The organism is Nitrospira sp. M1 (assembly GCF_965152605.1).
The window spans coordinates 1834304-1846226 of the sequence record NZ_OZ224217.1; the positions used below are offsets into that span (position 1 = coordinate 1834304).

Sequence of the window (11923 nt, forward strand, 5' to 3'; positions counted from 1 at the left end):
GAATTGGAAATTGAGAATTACCTGTTATCTGCTATTTGCACCAGTCCCGCACCAACGCCATTAGACAACGAGCAAGGAGCGCCACTATGGCATTCGTAATTTACGGAAGAATCACCACTGCTATTAAAAATTCTGGAATTCACGGCTTAACAGTTGAAATTATCGATAGAAATCTTTCAAAGAATTATTGTTTGGGGACAACTATCACCAATGCCAATGGAGATTATTCCTTTCAGTTGATAGCAGACTCAAGCCATGACCATTTATGTAAAGGCTCATTACAAGCATTCATTCTAATCAAAGACCTAGATGAACAAATACTTTATCGAAGCGAAGATTTTACATGTGATCCAGGTAAAAAACTACATATGAATGTGCCGATCAAAAGCAATAGGTTAAAGATAGCACGTCTTCCCCGGAGTATTGAGGGTAAGAATAGAGGCGTCATTCCTGAGACAGTATTTGGAACTCTTGAGAGAGCTTTTGAATACGTCACAGATCCGCACGATAGAGCAAGCCTCCAAGCGCTTAGAGCTAGCTTCTTTTGTCCTTTGCCTCCCATCCACGAATTCGCTGACATTATCAACTCAGCACAAGAAGTCATCAAAGGGAATCCGAAAGACGTCATTCGATTTAAACAGTTGTTGGAAAATTTTTATATTTGGAAACAACCCAACGACCAAAATGAACTTCCACTTGTATCCGAAGAACAAGCCAAACTTCTAATGTCAGGTAAATTTTTAGAAGAGTTGATTCGAGAAATTCACGCCAAGAGTCTGACTAGTAATTTTAAAAGTATCATTCCAAGAGAAAATACGGTAATGCTATTAGCTGCTGCCATCCTAGTTTCGGATGACAATCCGGTTACTCTGCATAGAAATCTTGGAATCATTAATAGACAAATTAGCGGACTTAAGAGAGTAAACAGACTTTATCAAAGTGCTCAAAATGTATTCTTAGGGAAGGAAGAGGACCGCCGGTATTTCTTGAGAACCATGAAGTACTTCGGCGATACATGGGGCCCTGATGACGGTCCTCCACGTGGGCCGATAGGTCCGTGGCCTAATCCAGAACCAGATCCTTTTCCTTGGCCACCGAATCCTCAACCTAGACCGTTTCCGCTACCTGATAATCCAGAAGATTTAGAAAGATGGGCTTGTACAGCAGAACTGGTTCGAGCCTTGAGAGGGGTTCAATATTATTCGATCACTAGTATTAGCCCCGAAAGAGCTTGTCCAGGAGATATCATTACGATTCAGGGGACTGATTTTGTTTTTGAAGGAAGAACGGGTCGGGTAGTTTTTGAAACCGAAGAAGGCACAATTTTTGTTATTCCTGAATTGTGGAACAGTACGGAAATCAGAGTTAGGGTACCTGCACAAGCTATTTGTGGTCCTATCTATCTTTCTGTGCCTGGAGCAACCATCATCGCTTGCGATATGGTATTTGACTTATTCCGACCTGCCCTCTTCACCCCGGTTCATTTCAAGGGTGGGAAGACGACTGTCAAATATTTGAGAATTACAGGGTTAAATGGACAGGACTGTTTAGAACCTAACCGGGAATTTGGTGTGGCATGGTATGCATGCAATGCAACCTCGGTTCGACTGAAGATAATGGATGAAAGAGGCCTAGCAATTACCAATGAAGTTCTTTCATCCGAATCCGGAGTGGAAACATTCACAACACCCAACTACAGTCGAACAACGAGCATGACTGCCACATTGGAAGTTTTAGGATCTTGCGGCAACGACACCAGGTCGGTCAATTTCAAGGTACAACGGGCATACGATCTTACGGTTGATGGGATAGAGGTAACCCAAGGCATTCAATTTTATAATGGAGTAGCACATCTCACTTCTATTCAGAATACATCTGCAGCTCCCCCCACTAATATCCCGATAGGTGCTAATAATAGTCTGCAGTTTGTCGCGAATAAAGCGGCGTGGGTACGCGTGTATGTACGTAGCGGGCAAAGCCCGTTGTTTGAATCGGGCAATCTTCCGCAAGTGAGTGGCATTCTTAGGATTGAAAGAAGGGTTGAGGGCATCTGGATTTCTGTTGGTTCCATACCCTCCACCAATACCATTACAGCTCAAGACTCCTTTGTTTCCTACGCTAATGAAAGGGGAAATCTTAATGCAAGCCTGAATTTCAATGTACCAGCCGCATGGATGACCGGTCTTTTGCGATTGACTGTCAATGCTCGTTCTCCATTTGCTTTTTGTGGAAACAATCAAGCGTCTGATTCAGTTACAGTCAATGTAAATTTGCAACAGACGCTGCAATTAGCGGCCATAGCCATTGGATATAACGGCCCGAATCTCGACGGCACCGGGACCATTATTGTGGGTTCCAATGTTAATTTTGCTGCTCCGAATATTGGAGCCATTACAGCAGATACCACGTTCACTATGACTACCTATCCCGTTTCCGGAAATCCTAACATCCGATTGATTAATACCCGTAATGCTTCTGCACCCCTTAATGGCCGCGTGCCTCCGGGAGGATGTGATCCCAATTGGGGTCCCATACTCGCTCTGGTACAAAACAGTAGAAATGCAGATGGCAACCAAGCCGGATGGGTCTATTACGGCTTTGTAACTCCTCAAATCCCAAGAAGTCACAGCAATGTCGGTTGCGCTGGTGGCAATCCTGCCGGATTAACAGGAGGTGGGTTAACCTTAGCCCATGAAGTTGGACATCAGGTAGGGCTGCCTCATGCACCATGCGGGGCAGTAGGTATACCGAACAACAACTACCCCAGATATAATCCATACGACAATGGTGTAGTGAACAATGCGGGAGGTGTACAAACTTTTACGGATGCCAGTATCGGTGCATTTGGGTTTAATATAAATAGTCAAAACATACTTAATCCTGCTACAGCAAAAGATTTTATGAGTTATTGTAACCCGGCATGGATATCTGTTTTCACCCACCAGTTTTTGACCAATGCAGCAGGCCTAAATCCCGTAACTATTCCTAGCGGGTTTAGCACTGGGGCAACTTTAAGAATGGGCAATACAATAGAAGAGGAAGATAGGCTACTACCGTTGATTTTCAGCACCGGCCTGCTGCGAGAAGATCAAACCGTCTCCATCTTGAGTTTGACACGAGTGGCATCAAGAGCACCATATATCGAAGGTGTAAAGACCGGATATGTATGGGAGTCAATAGACAAGGAGGGCAATATCATTGACCGAAATCACTTATTCACATTGTTTAGTGTTTCGAGCTACGATTGTGATTGCCAACAGGTAAAGAAGATCGATCCACCATTCTATTTTACTTCCTTTTTGAGAGATGCCCAGAATGACAGAAGATTGCAAATTGTGATTAATCAAGAATTGATTTGGCAATTAGAAAGGCCCAAAAGAAAACCGGCGATATCTAAACTTGCTGCTAAACTCAATAAGAACGACATTCTTTCGTTGCAATGGCAATCCAACATCGATAGAAGAGTCGCTATGGATCATTGGGTCCGATATTCATACGATCATGGGAAAACCTGGAATGCCTTGGCCATTGGAATTAAGGGCCATAAAACGGAAATCGATACCTCTCACTTACCTCCGGGAAAAGTGCGGTTTCAATTGGTGGCGCATGATGGTTATTTTAGTATAAACAAGACAACCAATGCCCTACTGATTAAGGAAAAGCCACCTATTGTGGGTATTTTATATCCAAAGCCAGATGAACCTATATCAAGAAACACACCGTTGCATCTATGGGGATCTGTGAAATGGTTATCTAATAATCAACCTGATGAGGAGGAAAATTGTGTCTGGTTGATTAATAACAAGGAAGTTGGAAAGGGGAGGGACATCTGGGTAGATAATCCAGGGAAGGGGGAATTTACATTAACGTTTAAAGCCAAATCATTTGGCGGAAATTCAGTAGCAAAATTAAACATAACGATTATTTGAAAAATACATTTAAATTTATGGTGATGGGGCCAAGTCTTTGATTAAACAATTTGTTTTCTCTAATGTTGGTGTTGGGGGTTGCGTCTTGCAATAACACATTTTTCATTCAGCTTCATGATACCTCTTCAGTTATGAGAAAAGGGGAGTTTTCTCATCACTGCACTTCCTTACAAACATCGGAAACTCAAAACTTTGCTGAGACGTCTTACTTTTCAACGAGACTTATTTTGTATTGGTGTACCCTTGTGTTTTTCCTTGACGAATAAACTAAGAAGTTATGAAGGTCGCTGTTAACAATTTTGGGTTTAGTGCTTGTGGTGAATGATGAATTCTGGTCGATCCAAACTGTTGTCGATATGATTTTCAAAATCTATGGAGTGCCCACTTTGGAATGATATCTCAATTAAATCTGCTGCCAACTGTCAGATAGTATTTTGACAATCACACAATAGGATACAACCGTATTTCCATGGAGACAGAAATCCCGTTGTCTTTTTAAATGCCTCCCTTCAAGCGATCCAGGCGATCTTTTTTTAACTCAATCCATACACTTTTCTCTCTGGTCACATGGACTGCACCGGCTTTGAGTCCTTTGGACTTTTTTACAAACTTTTTCAGAGTATAAATGACTTCACCCTTTCCGCTTTTCTTCAGGTCACTATAGAACAAAGCCAGTGTGGCTGCGTCACGTAAGGTCTCATGCGGTACGTCAGTGGCTTTCTCTAATCGTACAACGACGTGTGAGCCTGGGCAGCCTCTCGCATGTAGCCACAAGTCATCGGGTCGGGCGACTTTAAGCGTCAAGTAGTCGTTGTCGAGTGCACTTTTTCCAACCAAAATCGCTAGCCCATCAACGGATTCAAACGTTCGATAGTGTTTTGTTTGTGGACTAGCCTTTCCCTTTTGCGCCTTGTTAGGCAATCCATCAAGCCTCTCAGGAATGCTTAGGCTTGCTCTCTGATGTAGCGCCTTGTCTTTGCTCCTTGGGGGAGAGGGCCGGGTGTGGGGGTGAGTTTCCGTCGTGGTCTGAGAGCTTCCGCTTGCCGGCACCTCAATTAACTCATCCAATTCTTCTTTTTCCAATTTTCCCATTTCCTCTTTTAATGATTCAATCTTTTCTCGTGTTTGTTCTAATCGTGGCCGAAGGTGTTCCTGAGCGGATAAATACTTTCGATATTTCCGAAAGTAGTCTTCCATGTTCCACACTGGATCTTTGAGTTCATTAAGGGGAAGTGAAAGCGTTGGCAATGCTGGGTCATAATAATCCACCACCTCGATGACTGATTGCCGTGGTTTCAGCGTATGCAATTGACTTTTCAGTAATTCCCCATACCGTTGATATTCACGATACTTCTCAGCCTTGGCTAAATCGGCCTCCAGCGTCTGACATCGACGTGTTGCTTGCTTTAAGGACTTTCGAATATGTGTTGTTCGAGACTTGAACCACTCTAATCGTTTTTGAGATTCCTGCTGTTCGTGATATCGCTTCTCCAATTCAGCTGACATCGGGAACCTATCCTTAACATCCTCTCCTTTATATGGAAGGGCTTGTGATGGAAGATTCTGCCGTGAAAGTTTTTCGACTTCTATTTCCTCTCCCTGTACGGGGTTTGTTCTCAAAGAGGGTGAACGGTCAGGCGTCGGCAACGTGTTGTGTGTAGGGACAGGCGGTGGAACATACGGCTGCCCAGTTTCCATTCTCGATGGCTTCAATGATCGTATAATGATTCGCTCTTCATTTAAGACAAAGACATTCGACTGATTCCCCGTGAGTGCAACGACCAGGACATACTTGGCCGATGTTTTTACGATGTTGATATACACAATTCGATCACCAGGTTCTTGCTCTATAGATTCAATTCGACCACCGTCGAGATGCGAACGAATATATTGACAAAATTGGAGAGGAGTGGGAGGGTTCTTCGATTTGTTGGCGGTGATATGTAGGCGAGCGAGCCCTGGCTCAACCGATATGAGTAACGTCCATGACTCACCAGGTCTTCGAATGTCGAATGTCAGGATAAATGGCTGCGGCTGATGAATCTTCTGAATCAGCCCACCCTCAAGGGCCTGCTTGCATTCTTCTGTAACGGCTTTACAGTCTGATAGAGAAAGCGCCATACATTGTCATAACAAGGCCACTATCAGAGATCAATGGGAGTCACGTCTATTTCCATGGTCTCTGGCAGTGCTGAGAGCCAGCTGTGAGACATATTATGTTTTAGGTTGGTGGTTGCGTCGGGTAATGTAAGCCTCAGGGTTATCGTGTGTCTATCCATTCAAATGAGAAATGCATACTATGATGAGCGTGTGTGTAGAGGGAGTGGTTCGCGTTGCCCATCATGTTTATGTGTAAGAAAGGAACTTCACTGTGGAGATACCGTCAGTGGTGATTGTGATAGGTGGGGTCGTTGTCGGTTTGGGGGCCTCATTGACAGGGTTAGGCGGAGGGTTTTTAATGGTTCCCCTTTTGTTGTTTCTAGGGTTTACCGCACAAAAAGCCGTGGGTACGTCATTTCTTGGTATTTTGATGATTTCGCTCTCTGCGCTCGTGGCGCAAAACAAACTGGCACATGTGGATTATAAAGTCGGGTTGCTCTTGGGTGTGGGAGGCCTTGTCGGTGCACAGATTGGGACACAGCTCCTTGAGCACGTGTCCACTGACCAATTCAAGAACATATTTGCTATGATGCTCATGATGCTGAGTGTCTATCTATTTGTGAAGACATAATTATCAAAAAACGGAGCGCGCGGAAGAACGTTCTAACCGATTTGGTCGGTTGTTGACTGGACGAACGATTTTTTGACTGGTGTAGTGATGACAAAAAGGAGAGAAGTATGCAGTGTCCGTGTCAAAGTGAAAAGACATTTCCCCAATGCTGTGAGCCAATTATCGATGGGCAACGCCAAGCCGAAACGGCGGAACAACTCATGCGAGCCCGTTATACGGCGTACACGCAGGTTAGGATGGACTTTATTGAAAAGACGCATGATCCAGAAACGAAAAGTGATATCGATATCCAAGCCAGTCGCGAATGGGCAGAGTCGACGAAGTGGGTTGGGTTGGAGATTATTGAAACCCAACAGGGTGGGGTAAATGATGAACGTGGGACGGTTCTATTTCAAGCGACATTTGAAACGGATGAGGGGCCTCAACATCATCATGAACTGAGTCAGTTCACCAAGCGAAACGGTGCGTGGTTTTTTACTGATGCCGTTGATCCAACCAACCAGACATTTGTGCGTAGTGAGCCGAAAATCGGACGCAATGACCCTTGTCCGTGCGGGAGCCAAAAGAAATATAAGAAATGCTGTGGAAGTAACTAGCGTCGGTTCATCTGGTTGTTTGCCAGAGACAATTCATGAGCGACGCCAGCCGTTAGGCCTTTGCCTCACCTTGCCAGAGCATTTCGTAGCCAAGTTCTTTTGTCTCGGAGCACATCGAGGCAAGTGCTGAAAATGTTTTATTGAAGACTTCATCGGCATGGGATTGTTCATGCTCTTCGAATGATCGCCAGTACGTCACAATGGCATAATGATCGTCTGCATCATGTTTGGCATCCAGAGAACCTTTTTCTGACACGAACCCGGAAAATTTAAAGACTTGTCCCGCAAGAAATCCCCCTTTCTCGCCACCATAGGTTTCTTTGACGACCATACACATTTCTCCGACGGCGAGTTCTACTTGCTCAAAGGTCACCCCAGGTTTCAGCTTGACGGTATTCATGAGCATTTTTGACCCGAATGGGATGGTGATTGGCCCGAACATGGTGTCCTCCTTAGCTTCAGCCAGCGCTCGAAGCTCAAATCTTAAGTATTATAGCGAATCCAAATACGTTCCAGTTGAACAGTGTAGACTTTCAACGCGTATCATACGCTTAAAGCGTACGGAAGTTCACTGAATCGGCTATAAAATGTTTGCTTCCATTATGGGATAGAAAATCTTTTCTCTATTATACGTATGTCATATCAAGGATTCCGAGTTTCTCGTGTTCTATAGCCGTTCCAATTTACTTCCGTCTGTACGACGTGTGTTTTTGCGCTGTGTACATGATGTCCATTCGGTTGGAAGTTATTTGGTTTCGCTATAGAGTGCAATATTTCTGTTTGAGAAACGTAACTTCAGGCTTAATAATTTCCTGTTACGAACCGAAAGGTACTGTAATCTAAAAGGAGGTACCTTTCGTATTATGAACTATCGTCCTGCTCGTTGGATTCCACCTGCCACACGCGCTACTCCGGTTGTCTGCGATGTGTGTGGAGTTGAGCATTTTTCGGTGTTTTATATCTCCGAGACGCTTGGCATTTCACAGTGTGAAGCATGTCTTCGGACGCATGCTTCTCCGACCTCAGTCTCACCCAAGTAATCCTCATACTCAATGGTTCGTTCGAAGCGTAGTCGCAGATGAATTTGCTTCCACCTGAAGTTAATGTATTGCATTAGATTTTACTGTAAGAATGGAAGTTGAGATGAGATGAGTTCCACTCTCAAAGTCAAGGAACTTATGGAGGTAATATTAAACTTAAAGTAAAATGCTAATTTTTCGTCGAGTGTGCGGGTAGCAGATTCTCTTATAGCGGGTCTAGTTTTCTAGGTAGAGGCGAAGGGTGTTTTCGTGGCCAAGCGTTACATGGCCAACTTTTGTTTCCCCGCTGAGTGAGCAGGTTCGTTTAATTGAAAGTACCACCGCCGGACTATCATCATCGTTTCGATACACCACGTCATCCAGTCTGATCTCGACGGCTTTGTCTTCATCTTCAGGGTCTAAATATTCTGAGTCATATATAGACAAGGTCGCTCCTTCGGTTACGGTCATATCCAGATGATGTTTGCGATAGGTACAAATATATACAAAAGCAATGCCAGGTATGGTGAGGAATATCTCAAGCTCCGATTTATTGGAAAACAACTGTTTAGGAAGCCAGTAGGTCTTGAAAATGAGCAGAACTAGGAAAATTCGTATTTCTCTAGGCAAATTTAGGCAGGGTATGATTTCTTGATTGGAGGAGGGGGCAGAATCTATGGTTGTGCTATAGCCGTTCCAATTTACTTCCGTCTGTACGACGTGTGTTGTTGCGCTGTGTACATGATGTACATTCGGTTGGAAGTTATTTGGTTTCGCTATAGTATGTGCGTGGGCATATGTTCTTGATACTTCATTGAATGCCGCGCTTTAGGCTTCGAACAAAATTACGAATAACTTTCAGCGGATCTGGATTTTTCTGGTATTCACTGACATGTTGCACCAGCGCACTCCCAATAATCACGCCATTAGCAAATTCCGAGACTTCCCTGGCTTGCTTTGGTGTTGAAATGCCGAACCCCACGGCCACCGGTGTACGAGATGTTTTCTGAATGTTTCGCACATTCGCTTTCACACTCTTCATGTCACTGAGTTTCGATCCGGTAATCCCCGTAATCGACACATAATAAATGAAACCTTTGGTACGCTTGATCACTTCGGTTTGTCGAGACGTGGTACTGGTTGGCGCTAAGAGGAAAATGACCACTGGTCCTCCGGCTTTTATCGATGCCATACATAACGCGTCAGATTCTTCTGGCGGCATATCTGGAACAATAACCCCATCAATTCCAGCCTGAGCGGCCTGTTTGCAAAACTCTTCTTCGCCCATAGCCATAATGGTGTTGTAGTACATCATTAAAATTAATGGCATCTGGCTTTTGGTTCGAAGAGTTCTGACCATTGAGAGGATGCCAGTGAGTGTGGTGCCAGACTGTAATGCCCGTTCTGCGGCTTTCTGTATCACGGGACCATCCGCAATAGGATCGGAAAACGGAACGCCCAGTTCAATGAGGTCCGCTCCAGCATTTTCAAGTTCCAGAACCAGTGATGCCGTGATAGGCAAGGAAGGGTCTCCCGCCATAATATATGGGATGAGGGCCGTTTGCCCTTGATTGCCAAGACGGTCAAATATCTCTTGTATGCGATTACTCATAAGTGCGTATCTCGTTTAAAACCGCAAAGAAATGATTTACAGAGGAATGCCACGCATGTGGGCAATTTGCTGCACGTCTTTGTCGCCTCTTCCTGATAAATTCATGACAAGAATTTGACTCTTTTTCATCGTTGGAGCCAATTTTATGACTTCAGCCACGGCATGAGCGCTTTCGAGTGCCGGGATAATGCCTTCTTCTTGTGACAGCAGGTCAAAGGCGGCCAGGGCTTCCTTATCCGATGCCGAGGTGTAGTGAATCCGACCAGTATCATGATACATGCTGTGTTCCGGGCCTACAGCTGGATAGTCTAACCCTGCAGACACTGAATGCGTGAGATTGACTTGCCCATGCCGATCTTGAAGTAGATAGGTCATCGTGCCATGTAAGACTCCAGGTTTTCCACCAGAGAACCGAGCTGCATGTTTTCCGCTCGCCAATCCTGTTCCCCCGGCTTCCACCCCCACCATCTGAACTTTGGTATCTTTGAGGAATGGATAAAACAATCCAATGCTATTACTGCCACCACCCACACATGCAACTAACGAATTCGGTAATTTGCCTTCTGCTGCGAGGATTTGTTTGCGCGCTTCACGACCGATCACAGATTGAAAATCTCGAATCATCATCGGGTAAGGGTGAGCACCCAATACCGAGCCGAGAAGATAATGTGTGGTTTTAATATTGGTTGTCCAATCGCGCATGGCTTCATTAATCGCATCTTTTAACGTGCGGCTTCCCGAATCGACTCCGGTGACCTTTGCCCCCAGCAAGCGCATACGGAAGACATTCAAGGCTTGCCGTTCCATGTCCTCGGTTCCCATGTAAATTTCAGCATCCAATCCAAACATGGCGGAGACGGTGGCGACGGCTACGCCGTGTTGCCCGGCACCGGTTTCCGCAATCACGCGTTGCTTCTTCATTCGGCGTGTCAATAACACTTGTCCGACGGTGTTATTGATTTTATGAGCACCGGTATGACAGAGATCTTCTCGCTTTAAATAGATTTTGGCTCCACCGAGAGTTTTGGTGAGCCGTTTAGCAAAGTAGAGTGGAGTCGGGCGTCCAACATATTGCTTCAGATAGTCTTGAAATTCTTTTTGAAACTCACGATCCTTTCGAACTTTGTTGTAGGCCTGCTCTAGCTCCAGGATGGCCGGCATGAGTGTCTCAGGGACATACCGTCCCCCATATTTGCCAAAGCGTCCGTGCGCGTCAGGGATCATAGTCATAATAAATTACAAACGTATCTCGTCGTTCGTGAAGCGTATCTCGTAAATACTTAATTTGTTCCGGTCAAGAGTATAACGAGGGACCTGGTTAGGAGACAAGGTGAGCGGCTTTCATGAAGGCGTGAACCTTGGCATGGTCTTTTTTCCCTGGACTGGCTTCGACGCCGCTACTGACATCGATTCCATACGGGTGAACTTTTTGAATCGCGTCCTGGACATTTTCAGGAGACAATCCCCCCGCCAAGAGTATGGGAGCTGCCTTGGCCGCTTCAGCCGCCAAGTCCCAGTCAGCCACTGAGCCCGTTCCTCCATATGCGGTTTCTGAGAAGGCATCCAGCAGAAAGCCTCTCACCCCTGCACGACCTTTATATTCAGCAAGTGCTAAGAAGCTACTGCGATCACGTAATCGAATACCCTTTAGTACTGGATGCCCCAGGGTTTCACAATATACCGGGGTTTCATCGCCATGGAGTTGAGCCAGTGCCAGTCCGCATGCATCCATAATATTTTGAACCATTGTCTGCTCTTCGTTCACAAATACCCCAATGGGCAAGACGAATGGTGGTAGTTGATCGACGATGGATTTGACTGTTTGAATCTCTACGAAACGCGGGCTTTGTGCATAGAAAATAAATCCCAACGCATCGGCGCCGGCGTCGACCGCAACCTGCGCGTCTTCGGCATTGGTAATGCCGCAAATTTTTATTTTGATGGAGGAATTACTATTGGTGAAAGTCATGTCTAGCAGGCGAGTCTTTTGGTTTGTTTGGAGTGAAACGAGTTGAGCAAGCACGTGATCTATGTAA

At 45.2% G+C, this 11923-nt stretch carries 10 protein-coding genes; 4 read left to right on the forward strand and 6 right to left on the reverse strand.

The window, feature by feature from the left end; all coding sequences use genetic code 11:
• The first annotated feature begins 86 nt into the window (after nt 1-86).
• Nucleotides 87-3929, forward strand: coding sequence for an IPT/TIG domain-containing protein (locus tag ACWHX8_RS08430; RefSeq protein WP_447971508.1), 3843 nt, complete (start codon nt 87-89; stop codon nt 3927-3929).
• Between the two features lie 495 nt (nt 3930-4424).
• On the opposite strand, the gene ACWHX8_RS08435 is transcribed toward ACWHX8_RS08430, so the two are convergent.
• The gene (locus tag ACWHX8_RS08435; RefSeq protein WP_447971509.1) at nt 4425-6050 is read right to left on the reverse strand and encodes an Rqc2 family fibronectin-binding protein; all 1626 of its coding nucleotides are present in this window, start codon (nt 6048-6050) and stop codon (nt 4425-4427) included.
• A gap of 250 nt (nt 6051-6300) precedes the next feature.
• Here ACWHX8_RS08435 and ACWHX8_RS08440 point away from each other — a divergent pair, with 250 nt between their 5' ends.
• Both ACWHX8_RS08440 and ACWHX8_RS08445 read left to right on the forward strand, forming a co-directional pair.
• Nucleotides 6301-6660 carry a sulfite exporter TauE/SafE family protein gene (locus ACWHX8_RS08440; RefSeq protein ID WP_447971510.1) on the forward strand — a complete coding sequence of 120 codons (360 nt, stop codon included), beginning with the start codon at nt 6301-6303 and terminating at the stop codon, nt 6658-6660.
• A 107-nt stretch (nt 6661-6767) separates the two neighbouring features.
• Entirely contained in the window at nt 6768-7256 is a 489-nt protein-coding gene (locus ACWHX8_RS08445) for a YchJ family protein (RefSeq protein ID WP_447971511.1), read from the forward strand.
• 52 nt (nt 7257-7308) lie between these two features.
• Here ACWHX8_RS08445 and ACWHX8_RS08450 read toward each other — a convergent pair whose 3' ends face one another.
• Nucleotides 7309-7698, reverse strand: coding sequence for a hypothetical protein (locus ACWHX8_RS08450; RefSeq protein WP_447971512.1), 390 nt, complete (start codon nt 7696-7698; stop codon nt 7309-7311).
• Between the two features lie 421 nt (nt 7699-8119).
• Here ACWHX8_RS08450 and ACWHX8_RS08455 point away from each other — a divergent pair, with 421 nt between their 5' ends.
• A complete protein-coding gene (locus tag ACWHX8_RS08455) occupies nt 8120-8296 on the forward strand; it encodes a hypothetical protein (protein ID WP_447971513.1) in 177 nt (58 codons plus the stop codon).
• 216 nt (nt 8297-8512) lie between these two features.
• Here ACWHX8_RS08455 and ACWHX8_RS08460 read toward each other — a convergent pair whose 3' ends face one another.
• The 4 genes from ACWHX8_RS08460 to ACWHX8_RS08475 form a co-directional block, all read right to left on the reverse strand.
• Entirely contained in the window at nt 8513-8722 is a 210-nt protein-coding gene (locus ACWHX8_RS08460) for a hypothetical protein (RefSeq protein ID WP_447971514.1), read from the reverse strand.
• Between the two features lie 364 nt (nt 8723-9086).
• Nucleotides 9087-9887, reverse strand: a complete 801-nt coding sequence (gene trpA, locus ACWHX8_RS08465; RefSeq protein WP_447971515.1) for a tryptophan synthase subunit alpha — start codon at nt 9885-9887, stop codon at nt 9087-9089.
• A 36-nt stretch (nt 9888-9923) separates the two neighbouring features.
• On the reverse strand, nt 9924-11117 hold the full coding sequence (trpB, locus tag ACWHX8_RS08470; protein WP_447971516.1) for a tryptophan synthase subunit beta: 1194 nt from the start codon (nt 11115-11117) through the stop codon (nt 9924-9926).
• A gap of 88 nt (nt 11118-11205) precedes the next feature.
• On the reverse strand, nt 11206-11856 hold the full coding sequence (locus tag ACWHX8_RS08475) for a phosphoribosylanthranilate isomerase (RefSeq protein ID WP_447971517.1): 651 nt from the start codon (nt 11854-11856) through the stop codon (nt 11206-11208).
• Nucleotides 11857-11923 lie beyond the last annotated feature (67 nt).

Excerpts from the sequence above, each read along its gene's own strand:
- ACWHX8_RS08430 (WP_447971508.1), top strand. The coding sequence starts at position 87 with ATGGCATTCGTAATTTACGGAAGAATCACCACTGCTATTAAAAATTCT.
- ACWHX8_RS08435 (WP_447971509.1), bottom strand. The coding sequence starts at position 6,050 with ATGGCGCTTTCTCTATCAGACTGTAAAGCCGTTACAGAAGAATGCAAG.
- ACWHX8_RS08445 (WP_447971511.1), top strand. The coding sequence starts at position 6,768 with ATGCAGTGTCCGTGTCAAAGTGAAAAGACATTTCCCCAATGCTGTGAG.
- ACWHX8_RS08450 (WP_447971512.1), bottom strand. The coding sequence starts at position 7,698 with ATGTTCGGGCCAATCACCATCCCATTCGGGTCAAAAATGCTCATGAAT.
- ACWHX8_RS08455 (WP_447971513.1), top strand. The coding sequence starts at position 8,120 with ATGAACTATCGTCCTGCTCGTTGGATTCCACCTGCCACACGCGCTACT.
- trpA (WP_447971515.1), bottom strand. The coding sequence starts at position 9,887 with ATGAGTAATCGCATACAAGAGATATTTGACCGTCTTGGCAATCAAGGG.
- trpB (WP_447971516.1), bottom strand. The coding sequence starts at position 11,117 with ATGACTATGATCCCTGACGCGCACGGACGCTTTGGCAAATATGGGGGA.
- ACWHX8_RS08475 (WP_447971517.1), bottom strand. The coding sequence starts at position 11,856 with ATGACTTTCACCAATAGTAATTCCTCCATCAAAATAAAAATTTGCGGC.